Consider the following 18,129-nt stretch of genomic DNA (forward strand, 5'->3'; position numbering starts at 1 on the left):
CTTTCCTTTAAAATGATTCATCGTCATTCCTCCTGCTATCTTTTTCTATTATTCTACCTTATTTGATAGTAGATTTAAAACTTTGCAACAGAACCGTTTAAACCATTTATAATAACTTGCCAATACTCCCTGTAGGGCTTACTAGTATAATACACATAAATAGCTTTCTTTTCTTCTCATTTGATCAGTGTATCACTAAATATGATATGATTTATCTTAATAACAGTTATTTTACCATTCTCACACCCCATTGTGCTACACTTTAATTAGCCCTAAAAGGTCAGGATAGCACATCGTTGGTAAATAGCATTGACCCTATAAATGAAATTAATAATAGCACCATGCTCTAACATGGTACACTACCCTATATTATAATGGCGGTTATTGACGTCAAGAGGAGGCTCATCGTTTGAATTATCCACTATTAACGAACCAAATGCCCGAGCGGATTAAGGGAGTGTGGCGTTTATCTAGTTTGATTTCTAGCTTATTTTTCTTAGTAATAGGTGGCATAGCCATCGCCATTCTCGCTTATTTTAATTGGTTTAACAGCTTCTGGTATTGGACAGTGTCTGTATTTTTCGTCGTTGTTATCTTGTCTACCATCATCTCTCTTTGCCTCATACCATATCGTTATAAGTTTCATCGGTTTGAAATCAACCCCACTGAGTTGGCCTTTCAAAGTGGTTATATCTTTCGTAAAATCACTTTTGTCCCAATCAATCGGATCCAACATATTGAAACAGAACAGGGACCTCTTTTGCGACGGGCTAACTTAATGGAAATCATTATTAATACAGCCGCAACTAGTCACCACATTTCCGGGTTAGATGTGACTGAAGCACAAGCTTTAAGAGAGCAGATTGTTGACTTAGTAAAGGTGGCGAAGGAAGATGTCTGAACGAACTCGCTTTCATCCCGCCTATGTCCTAGTCGAGATTTTTAAAAGGCTCCGTAATACCTTTTTGATTGTATTATATGTTTTAATAAGCAGTAACGTTTGGTTTGCTTTAGGACTCTTAGCTGCTCTTATCATACTATTTAGCCTTATAGCATTAATCAAATATTACACGCAAGGATACCAAATAACACCTGATAAGTTGATTCTTTACCGCGGTGTTTTAAACCGTAAAGAAATTGATATTCCATACGATCGAATCCAAACCATCAAAAAGAGACAATGGTTCTTTTTTAAACCCTTTGGAGTAATCCAACTTCTCATTGAGACGGCAGGTGGTCAAGGAGATAAAGCGGAAGCAGATTTTCCAGCAGTTAAAGAAGATGTATTGACAACCATCGAACAACATCGTTCCCACCAAGCAGTGACCGCTAAAACTGAACAAGACACGCATACAGAAGCTGTTGAGATGATAGATAACTCAGGAGTTGATCACGATCATTCCGCACAACCCCCTAGTGAAACAGTTGAGAACCCACGCTACTCTCATATCGTTAGTGATGGGCAGATCGTTTTATTTAGTCTGACTGACCTCAGTATTGTCGCACTATTGCTTGCATTTTTAACATTTGCAGATGATTTTGTGCCAAGTGATTGGCTTCATTCTGTTTCTAATTATACAAACGAACTACTGACTCAGAGCATTTGGCTAGCTGTTGGGCTCTCCGTTATTGTCCTTTTGCTATTATCTCTTTTCTCAATTGCTAGAAATTTTTTCAGATATTACAACTTTAAAAGCTCTCGGACTGATCACTATGTTGTCATTGAAAAGGGACTGTTTGAACGTAGTACGCAAACAATTCCTATCGCCAAAATACAAGGAATCAAAGTCAAACAACAAATTTTAAGAAAACTGTTAGGATTAACTTCAGTTGAACTGTTACTAGCTGGTGGCCAAGCAACAGAAAACTCTGAAGGTGATGATGCCACTTTCTATCTTTTACCAATTGTTCGTGAAAAAGAGTTACAAACTGTCTTAGCTTCCTTACTACCAGAATGGGACCTCACAAATTCTGGCATTGCATATACGTCACGGAAACAGTTGTGGTATTTTTTCAGGTGGTACCTTTTAACTATCCCGGTTATCATAGTCGCTGCCTATTTTCACAAATGGATAGCTATGATACTGGTCTTATTAACTGCCTTAGGTCTCATTTCCAGTTGGTTAGATTGTCGGTTTCAGGGTTATGCCATCACTCACAAAGAAGTGTTGTGTACCCAGCATTATCTCTTCTTAACTAACATACGGACCTACGTCAAGCACACTAAAATACAAGCTTTCTGTAAACGGACTACCCCATGGCTCTACCGAAAAGGTCTTGGTCATTTTGAACTTTGGGTCAAAGTAGGAACCGATGCAACAACCCTCAGTCTAAGGTTTGTAGACCAAAAAGTCATTAAACAGATTGAAACCTTTTATCGGACAAAATCATCTCTAATCTAAAAAAACTAAAAAAGAGAAACTCAAATGGCATCACTTAAGCCTTTGAATTTCTCTTTTTTGACACTCTTTTGTAAATTCACGACATAATAACAGTTGCTGTCCTAGTTGCTTTTTATAGCTAGTGCTTATAACGCATAGCTATTACTTATTTTTTTGATGCTGCTGTTCAGCTTTTTTTATCACAGTGTTTCCGACAACCACTGTCGCCACATAGCCACCAATAATGGTACAGCTAAGATAAATAGCTAAATATAATAAGCCCGCACTCGTTTCAGTTTCAAGCAGTAGTGAGTGAAAGATCAGAAAGAATAGTAAGGCACTTATAGCGTAACAAACTGAACTATAGAATATGCGTGATAACCAGAATGAATCGTCTTGAGCTGGTTCATCTACAAAGTCATTAGCAACAAATCTGATGTTTCCTCCAAGTGTTCGATTACTCCACAATTGTTGATTGATCAATCGCGATGACATATCTTCTCTATCCCGTTTTCTATCTTGATCTCAATCACTCATGTTTGTCAACTCCTTTGGCCCCTAAGATTACCTTCATTATATCGGCTAAACAATAGTTATCCAAAGAAAAACTTCTCCTAAGAGGAACCCTTTTAGACAAACACTTAACCTGCGTTTCCCTGCTTATTCTGCTTTTTCAATATCCTTTTGGACACGAGCAACGTCTATTTCATGTGTAAGATACTCTCTATTATCAACTGGAAAGTGTTGGCGCAATTCTGCTGCTTCCATCGTTTCTATCTCGCCATTTTTCAGTTCAAAATCAAGAATATGTCCAGCAAATGTCTGATCATCACTAATAAAATGTAAATGAAAGCCCGCAACTGAAGCCCCATGGAATAACTTTGGGGTAAAGAAACCAACGATTGTTCCTTTGACGTCGGTTGTTTTAAACTCTGGTTGGTTTTTAATAATCTCCACAAATTTAGGATAAGGTTTCACTTGTTTTGGGGACACCCGTACATGCATTTTCGAAAATGTCCCTCTTATTTTAACACCCGCAAATAAATTAGGACTGATCGTCTCTAAAATAGCTTTTTTGACATCTTCAGCTGTCGTTTGTTTGGTGATTGAAAAGCTATTATCTGCAACAAAAGTCGTGACGGCTGAATAAGGTGTCATCTCAGACCCACTGAGTTGCTTGACTTTTCCACTTTCGTCGACATGGTAAGTCAGACCATCTAAAAAGATGACTTCGCCATTAGACCCCGCTAAAGTCCCGATGCCATCAGTGCCATGTGCCAATAATGCCTTGATTGGCACAGTACCATCCATCAAGTCCTCCATTAAACCACCTAAAGTCCCATGTTGATAAACATAACTGTTATGATTGATACTCATTTTGTTCAAAACCCCTTTTAATAAAATTGGTCTGGTAACATCGTTTTTCCGAGTTCAGCATTATCCGAGTAATCAACTGGAACATCAATGATCACTGGTCCATCTGTCGCTAATCCTTCATCGATGGCAGCTAAGAGACCTTCTTTGGACGTTGCTCGTAAACCTTTCGCACCAAATGACTCAGCATACTTCACAAAATCAACCGGCCCAAATTTAACACCCGAAGATCTGTTATATTTCATTTCTTCTTGGAACTCAACCATGTTATAGGCTCCATCGTTCCAAATGATATGCGTGATGTTTTGGTTCAAGCGAACTGCCGTTTCTAACTCTTGTGCTGAAAATAAGAATCCTCCGTCACCTGAAACTGAGATAATCTTTTCTTCTGGACGAACTAAAGCAGCTGCTATTGCCCAAGGCAATGCGACCCCCAGCGTTTGCATACCGTTACTAAATAATAAATGGCGTGGTTCATAAGACCTAAAATGACGCGCCATCCAGATGTAATGACTTCCGACATCGACTGTCAGGGTCATATTATCTGTTACTTTTTGTTGTAAAGCATCGACGATTTCTAACGGATGAAGGGTATCAGCTGCACTATGAACATCCTGCTCACCAGATGATAGTTTCGTTTGCAAGGTCTCTAAATACCGACTTGAATCCTCCGTTAGCGCATACTCTCCACAAGCCGCTGATACTTGTTCAATGGTTTTAGCTATGCTACCGATCAACTCAACCACGGGTTGCATGTAAGAATCAATTTCCATTGGTGCCTCATCGATCACGATCACTCTTGCATCTTTTTCAGCATTCCAGTTACGTGCTTCGTATTCAATTGGATCGTACCCTACAGCAATCACCAAATCACTGCGCTTCAATAACATGTCACCAGGTTGATTTCTAAACAGTCCTACACGACCAAAGAAATGCTTTTCAAGATCTCTAGAAATGATCCCAGCCCCTTGGAAAGTTTCAACAACTGGTAACCCAGTCTTTTTAACTAAATGACGAATAGCCTCTGTCTCCGCTTCAGCTGAAGCCCTCATTCCTACTAATAACACCGGCAACTTAGCCTCTTTGATTTTTTGGACAACACCATCAATATCCGCTTTGTCTGCTATCCCTAACTTAGGTGCACATAATGGTTTGATAGCTTCTCCCGTTACTTCTCCATCTGTGACATCTTGAGGGATTGATAGAAAACTTGCCCCTTTTTTTGCTGTTTTAGCGATACGATACGCATTCGCAATATTTTCAGACAAGGTTTCAGGATCTTGGACTTCTGTGCTGTACTTGGTGATGGGGCTAAATAAAGCAGCATTATTCATACTTTGGTGCGTTAATTTTGATAAATCTGACCGTTTAACTTGTCCTGCTAATGCTAGCACTGGATCTCCTTCAGCCGTTGCCGTTACAAGACCTGTTGCGAGATTACTAGCTCCTGGACCACTTGTAGCAATAACTACCCCAGGTTCACCCGTCAAACGACCAATAGCTTGGGCCATAAAGGCAGCATTTTGTTCATGCCGAGCAACAATCAACTCTGGTCCATTATCTTCTAAAGCATCGAATAAACCATCGATCTTAGCACCAGGTATTCCAAATATATATGGTACACGGTGGTTCGTTAAACTCTCAACAATAATATTTGCGCCCTTTTTCTTCACTGTATTACCTCTTCTCAGAATCTGTATTAGTGTTATGAACTATTCTAGCACGAAATATTTATTTATCAACCTTTTACAACTAATTAAATCTGTTATATTTTTGTTTACTAAAAAGCAAGCGTTTACTCTCCCATCCCCTAGCCATTTATAAAAAAAGTATCGTTCTCTCTTTTTTTAGCTAGAGAGAACGATACTTTTTATTCCTTTGTTATTGTAATTGCATTGCTAGGTAACTCTATTGTTACTTTTGTCGTTATTTCTATTGTTATTTCTGTCGCTACTTCAATTGTTACTTAAATTGTTATTTCGATTTGTATTTCGATTTGTTATCTTTCGTTTTTAATAGCTATTCAAATAGCTACTCAATCAGTAAACAAATTCCTCAAAAAATACAAACTCTTGCACTAAATCAGCTCAAGACATCCGCTCAAGTCTCTAAATCAATTTTGCATCAGCTAACAATTCTTCTAGCCATGTTCCCTTGATTTTCTTCAAACCGACTTTCTTGATTAATTTAGGAATTGGTAAGTCTGCTTCCAAAATTGTCTTCTTATCATTCATATAGTACATAGCCCGTAGTAACTCACGGATATCATAAATCGAGTTGAAGACCTCTGGAACACCTCTTTCAACATCTAACAACATGTAGACAGCTTCCATAGCTGTACGAACGGAATATTCGGTTGTAAATACTGTATCTCTTGAAGGTGATTCGGCGAAGTTCCCAATAAAGGCTAAGTTCACTGATCCTTCAGGGACTACATCCGGACGGTCACCTTTGAACCGGGGCATGAAGTAAGAGGTTATAAACGGCATGTAGACTGGTACAGTGTTGATTGAGTCTTCTTTAGATAAAACTGGGATTTTACTATCAGGAACCCCTAAGTGATACAATAACTCTTCTGCAATTTCTTGACCTGTACACTCTACAATAGGTTTCTTGATGTAGTTACCGGGTTCGTCAGAATACAACCCATAAATCCAAACCGTTGTTTCATTTGGTTTTTGTTCTTTAAAGTGTGGTTGGCGATGGACGGCAAAACTCATCAACCAGTTTGAGTCTGTAATCGTAATAATCCCACCAGTATTGACTTTACCATCGTGAAGATCACGTTTTGTCAATCGTTCGATATAAGGATCAACTTCGGTATTCTTAATTGTTGCAGTTGCTGAAACGAACCAACTCTTTTTAGGAAGATTCTTATAGAAAACTCCAGGATGACCAAATTCATCCGATTGAGCTGCTAAGTTTTCCCACAAGTTCCATGACCCACCAAGTTCATTAGTGACTGGTGCTGGTTCCGTTTGACTCCCATATGTTGAACTTTCAGTAATTGATCCATTCGTGACGAAAACAAGATCATTTTCAGTCAATGGGACTGTCTTCTCTTCACCACTAACAAGTAATTGCAACTCTTTAGCCACTTTCTTGCCACCGTCAAAATCAACGATAACATTCATAACCGTTGTATCAAATTGAACATCTACCTCTTGGTCTTCTAGGTATTTAATCAATGGTTTGACCATCGAGTCATATTGATTGTATTTATTGAATTTGAGTGCTGTGAAATCTGGCAAGCCGTCAATATGATGGATAAATCGCATAGTGTACCGACGCATCTCAGCCACTGAGTGCCATTTTTCAAAAGCAAACATAGTTGCCCAATAGGTCCAAAAGTTACTGTCAAAGAATGCATCTGAGAAATACTCTTCAATCGTTTGGGTGCCCAGTTTTTCTTCTGGGGTCATCACTAACTTGATCAACTCCTCAGAATGTTTTCCAAGCGTATACTCTCCATCATCTTCCACACGATTCCCACGATTATGGATCAACCGACAATTAGATGAATTAGGATCATCCTTATCCAACCAATAGTACTCGTCTAAATAACTAGCTCCAGGAACTTCGAGCGATGGAATTGACCGATAGAGATCCCACAAACATTCGAAATGATTTTCCATCTCACGGCCACCACGAGTAATAAAACCAACGCCTGGTCTATCAATCCCATCTAGAGAACCACCAGCTAATGGAAGTTCTTCCAAAATATGGACCTGTTCACCTTTCATATGTCCATCACGAATCAAGAAAACAGCTGCTGCTAGACCAGCTAATCCAGACCCTACGATATAAGCAGATTTTTGATCCACACCCTTGGGCTTTCTTGGGGTGGCAAATGCTTCATAATTACCATTACTATAATACATAATGCACTCTCCTTCATTTCTTCTAAGCCATTTTGTGTTCATTTAGATTGTACTCTTACGGTATTCTTTTTATCAAGCAAAACCCTTTGTTACATAAGCATTTTCTATTGTTTATTTGCAAAATATTTAGCTTAATTGAAGAAGAAATGAATGACCACTTTATGCAGTAAAAAGTCTTCATAAATGTTATATAAAGTAGTGAATGTTTTCTGCTTAAGTATATTTTTTGTTATAAAGAGCAAAAGCCTTACAGTTAGACTAATAACAAAAAAATTGTCCTCCACCATGAGCATGAAGCATACCGCAACATCAAGGAAAGTTCCTAATTGTCATACAAGCTATTCAATATGCTTTCTACGCTCATTATTTCATGAATTAATCCTACGCTTTGGCCTGCAAGCATCGCACCATTATCGCTATCACCTGTTTCAATAGCTCGAAAAGCTTGATCTACCCAACTTTTCAACTCTTCTGGCAACTCATTATTTTCCTCTCGCTCAAAATATTGTTCAGTCATGTAGTTAGCCAACACTCGAAGGGGGCGGTTATAAGCAGTTCCTAAGACTACTGTATCTACTTCATTAGCTTCTACGATTTTCTGCTTATAACTATCTGATATCGGGCACTCATCAGATGCCAGAAAAATGGTACCACATTGTACACCTGCTGCACCACTAGCTATCATCCCTGTCACCCCAGCTCGTGTTGCAATACCACCAGCAGCTATAACTGGAATCGTCACTGCTTGTAATGCTGCTTGAACTAAAACTAACGTAGAAACTTTTCCTATATGTCCCCCTGATTCAGCACCTTCTACAATGACAGCATCACAGCCTACAGCTGCCATTTTCTTTGCAATCGAAGCACTTGGGATTACGGGGATAACTATAATACCTGCTGCTTTTAAAAGTGGCATCAGTTTTTTTGGAGAGCCAGCCCCTGTTGTAATAATAGGCACTTTTTCTTCGATAATCACTTCGACAAGTTCTTGACAATTTTTCAACATCAACATCAAGTTGACCGCAAACGGCTGTGATGTCATCCGTCGTACAGCCCTAATCTCTGCTCGCAATTCTTCAGCGGATAAACCACTCGACGCAATGATTCCTAAACCACCTGCTGATGAGACTGCTCCAGCTAGTCTATGATCTGACACTCCCGTCATCGCGCCTTGAAAGATGGGGAACTTAATACCTAACAACTCTGTTATTCTCTTGTCTTTCACCCTTATCATAACCTCCTTTTTACCTGTGTCCTTTTTGTCATTATCCTATCTTTTACCTACATCACCCATCCAGTATCCACACATTAACCATACGATGATTATACGTTAACCATACATACATTATACGTTATAAATACCAATTTGTCGAAAAGCAAATCATTTTTTCTAAATATTTAGAAAATATTCATGAAATCATTTGATTTTAGCGATGGAAAAAAGTATAGTTATTAAAATCGAATAACTGTAACTGATCCTTTAAGTTAGTCCTGTGAGGCTATGAAGGAAGTAACTCGAATCATTAGACGGTCTGCGGGCTGATCCACCTGATTCGAATAGACTGCTTGTATTCTTTTTTAGGATATGACTGTTAAGTTGGACTTCTCTCCTGCCATCATTAGGGCAGGAGTTTTTTTTTAGCCATAACTCATTTGCGACATCACTCGACGAGAACAACGGTTTTTAGGAGGTAGAAAACATGATCAGCAACTCAACACAAGTACGTCTCAAACATTTATTATCAGTGGAATCTTTGACAGATCAAGAAGTGATGGGATTAATTCATCGTGGACAAGCATTTAAATATGGTGCAAAATGGGCACCTGAAAAAGAACAGTATTTTGCCACCAATTTATTTTTTGAAAACAGCACACGGACCCATAAAAGTTTTGAAGTTGCAGAAAAGAAACTGGGAATAGAGGTCCTACCATTCGATACTGATACTAGCTCTGTCCAAAAAGGTGAAACCTTATACGATACGGTATTGACAATGTCAGCGATTGGCGTAGATGTTGCCGTTATCCGTCATAGCGACGAGAACTACTATGAGCAATTGGTTCAAAGTCCTACGATCCATTGCAGTATCATCAATGGCGGCGATGGAAGTGGTCAGCATCCATCGCAATGTTTGTTGGATCTGTTGACAATCTATGAAGAGTTCGGCACGTTCGAGCATTTAAAAGTCGCGATTATTGGCGATATTACACACTCTAGAGTTGCCAAATCAAACATGCAAATGTTGAAGCGCCTTGGTGCTCAGGTTTACTTCTCAGGACCTGAAAACTGGTATGATCCAGCCTTTGAAGCTTATGGACACTATCTACCGATTGATGACTTAGTAAATGAAGTAGACGTAATGATGATGCTTCGCGTGCAACATGAGCGACATGATGACCATGAGAGTTTTTCAAAAGAAGAGTATCATCAAAAACATGGCTTAACGGTCGAACGAGCAGCAAGAATGGCAGAAAGAGCGATCATTATGCATCCAGCCCCCGTCAATCGAGATGTAGAGATTGCAGATTCACTGGTTGAAAGCTCGCAATCTCGCATTGTAACCCAAATGTCGAATGGTGTTTTTGTCCGTATGGCAATTTTAGAAGCCGTTTTAACCAGCCACTAATAAGGAGATAGTCATGCACACACTACTCAAGAATGGCAAAATTATTTCACATGATAACCAGTTGATAGACGTTTCTATTTGGCTCAAGGATGGCAAGATTCATGCCATAGGCGAAGCTTTCGATGATGACATTTTTGACCATCCCATTGATCAAATCATCGATGTAAAAGGCCAGTTAATCACGCCAGGTCTCGTAGATGTCCACGTTCATTTCAGAGAACCTGGATTTACCTATAAAGAAACCATAAAAACCGGTAGCCAGGCCGCAGCTCGTGGTGGCTTTACCACGGTTTGTGCGATGCCAAATCTTGACCCCGTTCCCGATACAGTTGAAAAGTTCAAAAAAGTTCAAGAGATTATTGCACGTGATTCAGTGGTCAAAACCTTGCAGTATGCTCCTATCACTGAAAAATTACGTAGTGAAGTTTTAGTGGATCAATTAGAGCTAAAGAAAGCTGGAGCCTTCGCCTTTACCAACGATGGTGTTGGCGTACAAACAGCCGGCACCATGTATCTAGCCATGAAGGAAGCTGCCAAAAACAAGATGCCCATCGTCGCACATACAGAGGATGAATCGTTATTGTTTGGTGGGGTGATGCATGCAGGAAAACGATCCAAAGAGTTAGGACTCCCTGGTATCATCAGTGCGACAGAATCTTCTCAAATCGCCAGAGATGTCATCCTAGCAGAAGAGACTGGTGTCCACTACCATGTGTGTCATGTCTCAACAAAGGAAAGTGTTCGTGTCATTCGCGATGCCAAAAAAGCTGGTATACACGTCACAGCAGAAGTTTGTCCTCATCACTTGATACTTGTTGACGAGGACATTCCAAAAGACCATGGCTACTGGAAAATGAATCCCCCCTTACGGGCGACGGATGACCAACAAGCACTCATTGAAGGTCTATTAGATGGCACAATCGATTGTATCTCAACCGATCATGCGCCACATGGTAAGGAAGAAAAATGTTGCTCTTTTCGCCAAGCTCCTTTTGGCATCGTCGGTTCAGAGTATGCCTTCCAATTGATTTATACCTATTTCGTCAAGTCTGGCATCTTCACCTTAGAACAAGTGATCAACTGGATGGCTATCAAACCAGCTGAGTTATTTAACATTTCTAAAACCGGTCGTCTAGAGATCGGTGCACCAGCTGACTTAGCCATTTTTGACTTAGACACTGCTTATACTGTCGATGACCAACACTTCTTATCAAAAGCTGTCAACACCCCATTTGTGGGTAGAACATTGTATGGCGATACACAATACACTTTTGTAGATGGCAAACTTGTGTGGCAAAAGGCAATAGAAGATGGAAAATAAAGTGGCTAAGAACTTAGGGAATAACTTAGAAAATAGTATGAAGAGTAGTTTGAAAAATAGCATGGGGAGTAATTTGGAGAATGGTATAGGGAGTAGTCTTTATATGCGTCTGAAAAACAGTAGAAAACGGTTGTTGGTATTAGAGGATGGCACAACTTTTGAAGGAGAAGGCTTTGGGGCAGATCTTCCAGTAGTTGGAGAAATCGTATTTACCACTAGCATGACCGGTTATCAAGAAACGATCACTGACCAAAGTTTTAATGGGCAAATCATCACTTTTACCTATCCCATGGTTGGAAATTACGGAGTGAATCGTGACGATTATGAATCAATTGCCCCAAGTTGTAAAGGAATCGTTGTCAAAGAACACGCACGATTGGCGAGCAACTGGCGTTTGCAAATGACCTTAGACGACTTTTTAAAACGAAAAGGAATTACGGGTATCTCAGGCATTGATACACGTGCTTTGACACGTAAAATTCGACAACACGGCACAATGAAAGCAAGTATCGTGGACGCTAGTCTCGGGTTTGACAAAGCTTATACTAACTTACAAGCAACTGTTTTACCCACTAACCAAGTCGCACAAGTGTCCACTACTAAACCTTATCCAAGTCCAGGGACAGGACAGAATGTCGTGGTCATTGATTTTGGTCTCAAACATAGCATTATGCGCGAACTCTCTAAACGCAACTGTAATTTGACAGTACTCCCTTACAATACAACAGCAGAAGACATTTTAGATCTGGCACCAGATGGTGTTATGTTGACGAATGGTCCGGGGAATCCGACAAGTCTTCCAGAGGCCATCTACATGATTCGAAAGATCCAAGGAAAGATCCCTATTTTCGGCATTTGTTTAGGCCATCAACTGTTTGCGCTAGCTAATGGCGCAGAAACTTACAAAATGTCATTTGGACATCGGGGCTTAAACCATCCCGTCAGAGAGATTGCGACTGGAAAAATCGATTTTACCTCACAAAACCATGGCTATGCTGTCGCAAAGAATTCCATTGATCCTGAAAAGTTACTCATCACACACGTTGAAATCAACGATGGCACAATCGAAGGCCTTAGACACCGACGTTATCCGGCATTCAGTGTCCAATACCATCCTGATGCTGCACCTGGACCACATGATGCCGTCCATTTATTCGATGACTTTTTAGACATGATGGCTGCACGGAAGGAGCAACATTAAATTGCCAAAACGCACAGATATCAAGAAAATAATGGTGATTGGGTCTGGTCCCATTGTCATTGGACAAGCGGCAGAATTTGATTATGCCGGGACACAAGCCTGCCTAGCTTTAAAAGAGGAAGGCTATGAAGTTGTTCTAGTCAACTCAAACCCAGCAACTATCATGACAGACAAAGAAATTGCCAATCAGGTTTATATCGAACCAATCACCTATGAATTTGTCTCTCAAATCCTGCGAAAAGAAACACCAGATGCGATTCTCCCAACCCTAGGTGGACAGACTGGGTTGAACATGGCAATGGAACTCGCAAAATCCGGTATTTTGGACGAACTTAACATTGAACTTCTTGGCACCAAGCTGACCGCCATCGATCAAGCTGAAAACAGAGACTTATTCAAACAATTGATGGAAGACCTTGAGTAACCTATTCCAGAATCAGCAATCGTGACCACTGTAGCAGAAGCCGTTGCCTTTGCTAATGAGATTGGCTACCCCATTATCGTGAGACCCGCTTTCACCCTAGGTGGTACGGGTGGAGGAATGTGCGATAATGAAAAAGAGTTGCGTCATATTGCCGAAAATGGGTTGAAACTATCCCCAGTCACACAATGCTTGATTGAGCGAAGTATTGCAGGCTTTAAAGAAATCGAATATGAAGTGATGCGTGATTCAGCGGATAACACTATCGTTGTTTGTAACATGGAGAATTTTGACCCGGTAGGCATCCATACCGGTGACTCCATCGTCTTTGCCCCTAGTCAAACACTCTCTGATTATGAGTATCAGATGCTTAGAGATGCTTCACTGGCTATCATACGGGCTTTGAAAATCGAGGGAGGTTGTAATGTCCAACTAGCACTCGATCCTCATAGTCTCAACTACTATGTCATTGAAGTGAACCCCCGTGTATCCCGCTCCTCTGCTTTAGCGAGTAAGGCAACTGGTTATCCCATTGCCAAACTAGCAGCGAAGATTGCGATTGGAAAAACACTGGATGAAATGAAAAATCCCGTCACAGAGACGACTTATGCTGAATTTGAACCTGCTTTAGACTATGTAGTTGCCAAAATTCCTCGCTGGCCTTTCGATAAATTTGAGACAGGGGACCGTGTACTAGGGACGCAGATGAAAGCTACTGGAGAAGTTATGGCGATTGGTCGCAACATTGAAGAGGCCTTGCTGAAAGCTGTCCGCTCCCTCGAGATTGGTGCCTATCACCTTGAACTCTCGGAACTGTCGGAAGTTCCGGATACAGAATTGACCGATAAAATCGTGAGAGCTCAAGACGAACGCCTTTTTTACTTAGCTGAGGCGATTCGTCGTGGCTATACGATCACAGAATTAGCACAATTGACCAAAATAGATCTCTTCTTTTTGGACAAGCTCTTACATATCATCGAGCTAGAATACGCATTAGCCCAATATCCTTTTGATTTTGAGCTGTTAAAACAAGCCAAGCAAAATGGATTCACTGATCAGAAAATTGCAGACATCTGGGAAAGTGATGAACAAGTGGTTCGCGATTGGCGGCTGGAAAAAGGATTGCGCCCCGTCTATAAAATGGTCGATACCTGTGCCGCAGAATTTGAGTCTTCTACACCCTATTTTTACAGTAGTTATGAAATTGAAAATGAAAGTATCAAGAGTGATAAGCCATCTGTATTGGTCCTAGGATCAGGTCCAATTCGTATTGGTCAAGGTGTAGAATTCGACTATGCTACAGTCCATTCAGTGAAAGCAATTCAAGCAGCAGGCTATGAGGCTATCGTGATGAATAGCAATCCTGAAACCGTCTCGACCGATTTCTCAATCTCAGACAAACTCTATTTTGAACCATTAACGTTGGAAGATGTTTTAAACGTGGTCGAACTAGAACAACCTCTTGGAGTGATCGTACAATTTGGTGGTCAAACAGCTATCAACCTTGCCGAACCACTTGTCACCTCAGGCATTCCTATTTTGGGGACTAGTATTGAAGATTTAGACCGTGCAGAAGACCGCGATCAATTTGAACGCGCTTTAAAAGCACTAAACATACCACAACCACCAGGTGACACAGCCACTGATCCAGATGAAGCAGTCGCAATCGCCACTCGGATTGGTTATCCCGTCCTTGTCCGCCCGAGTTATGTCTTAGGAGGTCGAGCAATGGAAATCGTCGATAACCAGCGTGACCTAGAAGACTACATGACACATGCCGTGAAAGCTTCACCAGAACATCCGGTGTTAGTAGACCGTTATTTAATCGGAAAAGAATGCGAAGTCGATGCCATCTGTGATGGTGAAACAGTCCTAATCCCCGGTGTGATGGAACATATAGAACGTGCTGGGGTCCATTCAGGCGATTCAATGGCGGTTTACCCCCCACAAAACCTATCGTCTGAGATCTTAAAAACAATCGAGGACTACACCAAACGATTAGCCTTGGGACTTAATTGCATTGGCATCATGAATATCCAATTTGTGATTCATCACGATAAAGTTTATGTCATTGAAGTAAACCCACGAGCTAGTCGAACCGTTCCATTTTTAAGTAAAGTAACTGGTATACCAATGTCACAAGTCGCTACAACCGTTATCCTTGGGAAGACGCTGGCAGAACTTGGTTATGAAGATGGTCTCTATCACGAATCGCCAGATGTGCACGTGAAAGCCCCTGTGTTTTCTTTTACGAAACTATTGAAAGTCGATACTTACCTCGGACCGGAAATGAAATCAACCGGAGAGGTTATGGGGTCAGACCGGAACTTGGAGAAAGCTCTGTATAAAGCATTCGAAGCCTCTGGCCTACACATCCCAGAATTTGGTGCCGTCTTATTCACGATTGCTGATGACACCAAAGAAGAAGCACTCGCTCTAGCCAAACGCTTCTCAAACATCGGCTTTAGTTTAACTGCCACCGAAGGCACAGCTGCTTATCTAAGAGCCAACGGATTGACCGTTAAGACCGTCTCAAAAATTGCAGACGATACCGGAGATACCGTTTTGGATATGATTCGAAATGGCACCACCCAAGCCGTGATCAATACGATGGATAAAAATCGCCAACATACCTCTCATGATGGTTTCGTAATTCGCCGAGAAGCAGTAGAACACGGTGTACCTTTATTCACCTCATTAGATACAGCTGATGCAATCCTAAAAGTCATGGAATCCCGTGCCTTCTCGACGAAAGCTCTATAGATACTTACACTTATCACTTCGCTTAATAAAATTCCCTTATAATAGACACTAGAAAAAGTCACCTGTTCTAGTCTACTATGAGGGAATATTTTTGCTTGTTTATACTAAGTGAAATCTTTGTTTCAACCTTTACTTCATCTATCATTTAATTGCTTTAAGTATTACTTCTACTGCTTCTATTCCTTCTCTTGTTGCTATAACTTATATTCCCACTACTCATCAAAATCGTAGTAAAAATGAATATCATACTTACCGGACTGTGTGGTGTAATCGTAAACTTTTGTTTCCAGCCCTCCAATTTCAAAGCCATACTTTACATAAAATAAGCAAGCTGCAAGGTTATTGTTTTGACCAATCGTCCAGAAGCCTTTATAATTTTTTGATTTAGCAACTTCTTCAGCCGCTGCCAAAAGAGCCTGTGCGACCCCTCTCCGTCGATACTGTCCATTGACTTTTAAATCTTCTAAGTAAATATACTGATGCCATTGCTCCTTAAAAATAGCCAATCCAACCGTTTGGTCACTTTCAAACGCGCCAATTGCAAAGCCGTCTTTGGTGACCTCTTCGAAGTTGTAATCTTCATCTGGGAATGTTTGTTGACTTATCTCATCTTGACCGTATTTTTTTACTTCGTAATCCCACTTTTCATTGCTTCTTTTGACAAGCAACTCTCCAAAGATTGTAAAAGGTTCATTCTTCACTAATAAACCTTGCTCATCATCTTTGCCTATCTGTCTAACTTCCACTGTAGGTGTTCCTCCCATTCCTAACCGTGATCTTCTTTTTAGTATACAACTTCTACGCCTTATATGTACATAGCTCCTACTGCCTAAGAAATTGACCGAAATAAAAAACCTATTTCCAACCGCTTTATGGCATCTTTGAACGCTTGCAACAGATTGTCTGACAACTGACAAGCAAGTAACCACTTAGTAAATAGGTAAACTTTGTTCGCCTCACTTTTCACCTTTAACAAACATTTACAAGTGACTGGTACATCTGCCTCCACAGTGACGGTTTCGAATTGGCACTTATCGATGTGACCCACGACGCTATACCAAAAACCTATAGAAAAGAAAGCTAAGGCGTAATCATTAATCGAAGTCGACAATGTTTATGAGCTGTAAATGGAAATAGTCGATCTCCATGATGTCTTACTCCTCTTGCCGATCAAGAGCGAGGATTTTGGACAGTGACACTTCATCATTGAAAGATGAAGTGGCATACTGGTGGATGTGATCCAAGTCATCCCACAAACGGACGAATAGGCCGACCAGTATACCAGTACATGGTATCAACGCAAAAAAGACGCTTCCACAAACTAAGTTGAGAAGCGCCTTGAAATGTTGATATATAATTAATATTAACGTTTTGAGAATTGAGAAGCTTTACGAGCTTTCTTAAGACCTGGTTTTGCTTATAAATAACGCAACTAGTTGAATTGCCTTTTAATATCAAGGTTTTTATAGATTTTTCCTAAATCTATATATCAATCAATTTAAACTGACTTCAAGCAACTCGCACATCAAAACGTACATCAAAAAAATACGCAAACCAGAACACGACTACTCAAAATAAATAACGAACTAATAATTATTTATGTTTGACATATCATACCTAGAAATATTCAAGATTAATTCTCTACAGCCGCCTTAAACAACATTATATCTCATCAGCTTTCTAACTCAGACGAGTGATATTTCTCAATGACTATTTTTAAAATCTCAACAATTTCAATATTTCCATCTACATATTCTTCTACTAATTTCATCGTATCTTCGGAAGGCATTGCTGCATCTAATGCTGAGTATGCCAAAGCAGTATCTCGAAGTTTTTCTCGCTCAATTTTCTTAGTATTTTTTATAGAACCTGAATCATTCATAGATTTTTATACAGGGACATTTTTATCAAAAAATTAGGCGAAACTGAAATGTTTCTTTCTTTTTTACAAATCGATTAGATTCCTTCCTAACGGAAGAAAAGAAAAGTTCATTTCTACTAAAAAAGAGCGCACTTTCCCCTTGTTTTTTTGAATAATTTTTAAAATTATCGATTTAACACTCGAATCATAGGTAAGTTAAATTCTGAAGAATCGTTTCAAACTCTTTGTCATACACATTTGCACAACTGAATTGGATTTGAACTCGACGAGCATGATGTGTC

At 40.1% G+C, this 18,129-nt stretch carries 12 protein-coding genes and 1 pseudogene; 6 read left to right on the forward strand and 7 right to left on the reverse strand.

Annotated elements, in window-relative coordinates:
* The first annotated feature begins 409 nt into the window (after positions 1-409).
* Positions 410-901 carry a PH domain-containing protein gene (locus H541_RS0108785; protein ID WP_022796949.1) on the forward strand — a complete coding sequence of 164 codons (492 nt, stop codon included), beginning with the start codon at positions 410-412 and terminating at the stop codon, positions 899-901.
* Positions 894-2,402: a PH domain-containing protein gene (locus H541_RS0108790; RefSeq protein WP_022796950.1), complete on the forward strand. Its 1,509-nt coding sequence runs from the start codon at positions 894-896 to the stop codon at positions 2,400-2,402. The genes H541_RS0108785 and H541_RS0108790 overlap by 8 nt, the downstream gene beginning before the upstream one ends.
* A 141-nt stretch (positions 2,403-2,543) precedes the next feature.
* Here H541_RS0108790 and H541_RS0108795 read toward each other — a convergent pair whose 3' ends face one another.
* The 5 genes from H541_RS0108795 to H541_RS0108815 all read right to left on the reverse strand — a co-directional run bounded on the left by H541_RS0108795 (position 2,544) and on the right by H541_RS0108815 (position 8,861).
* The gene (locus tag H541_RS0108795; RefSeq protein ID WP_022796951.1) at positions 2,544-2,876 is read right to left on the reverse strand and encodes a hypothetical protein; all 333 of its coding nucleotides are present in this window, start codon (positions 2,874-2,876) and stop codon (positions 2,544-2,546) included.
* A 165-nt stretch (positions 2,877-3,041) separates the two neighbouring features.
* A complete protein-coding gene (gene budA, locus H541_RS0108800) occupies positions 3,042-3,758 on the reverse strand; it encodes an acetolactate decarboxylase (protein ID WP_022796952.1) in 717 nt (238 codons plus the stop codon).
* A 17-nt stretch (positions 3,759-3,775) separates the two neighbouring features.
* Positions 3,776-5,428 carry an acetolactate synthase AlsS gene (gene alsS / locus H541_RS0108805; protein ID WP_022796953.1) on the reverse strand — a complete coding sequence of 551 codons (1,653 nt, stop codon included), beginning with the start codon at positions 5,426-5,428 and terminating at the stop codon, positions 3,776-3,778.
* A 435-nt stretch (positions 5,429-5,863) separates the two neighbouring features.
* Positions 5,864-7,636 carry an oleate hydratase gene (locus H541_RS0108810; protein ID WP_022796954.1) on the reverse strand — a complete coding sequence of 591 codons (1,773 nt, stop codon included), beginning with the start codon at positions 7,634-7,636 and terminating at the stop codon, positions 5,864-5,866.
* 322 nt (positions 7,637-7,958) lie between these two features.
* Entirely contained in the window at positions 7,959-8,861 is a 903-nt protein-coding gene (locus H541_RS0108815; protein ID WP_022796955.1) for an NAD(P)H-dependent flavin oxidoreductase, read from the reverse strand.
* A 475-nt stretch (positions 8,862-9,336) separates the two neighbouring features.
* Between H541_RS0108815 and H541_RS0108820 the strand changes: the two genes are divergently transcribed.
* The 4 genes and pseudogenes from H541_RS0108820 (at position 9,337) to carB (ending at position 15,966) form a co-directional block, all read left to right on the forward strand.
* Positions 9,337-10,260, forward strand: coding sequence for an aspartate carbamoyltransferase catalytic subunit (locus H541_RS0108820; RefSeq protein WP_022796956.1), 924 nt, complete (start codon positions 9,337-9,339; stop codon positions 10,258-10,260).
* Positions 10,261-10,273: 13 nt separating this feature from the next.
* Positions 10,274-11,581 (forward strand): dihydroorotase, encoded by a 1,308-nt coding sequence (locus H541_RS0108825; RefSeq protein ID WP_022796957.1) that lies wholly within the window; start codon positions 10,274-10,276, stop codon positions 11,579-11,581.
* A 103-nt stretch (positions 11,582-11,684) separates the two neighbouring features.
* Positions 11,685-12,782 (forward strand): carbamoyl phosphate synthase small subunit, encoded by a 1,098-nt coding sequence (locus tag H541_RS0108830; RefSeq protein WP_026501745.1) that lies wholly within the window; start codon positions 11,685-11,687, stop codon positions 12,780-12,782.
* Position 12,783: 1 nt separating this feature from the next.
* Positions 12,784-15,966: pseudogene (gene carB, locus H541_RS12575) on the forward strand (carbamoyl-phosphate synthase large subunit).
* A 212-nt stretch (positions 15,967-16,178) separates the two neighbouring features.
* Here the strand turns inward: carB and H541_RS0108840 are convergent.
* On the reverse strand, positions 16,179-16,712 hold the full coding sequence (locus H541_RS0108840) for a GNAT family N-acetyltransferase (protein ID WP_022796959.1): 534 nt from the start codon (positions 16,710-16,712) through the stop codon (positions 16,179-16,181).
* Between the two features lie 926 nt (positions 16,713-17,638).
* A complete protein-coding gene (locus tag H541_RS0108845) occupies positions 17,639-17,848 on the reverse strand; it encodes a hypothetical protein (protein WP_022796960.1) in 210 nt (69 codons plus the stop codon).
* Positions 17,849-18,129: the final 281 nt, after the last annotated feature.

The organism is Bavariicoccus seileri WCC 4188 (assembly GCF_000421665.1).
Lineage (GTDB): Bacteria > Bacillota > Bacilli > Lactobacillales > Aerococcaceae > Bavariicoccus > Bavariicoccus seileri.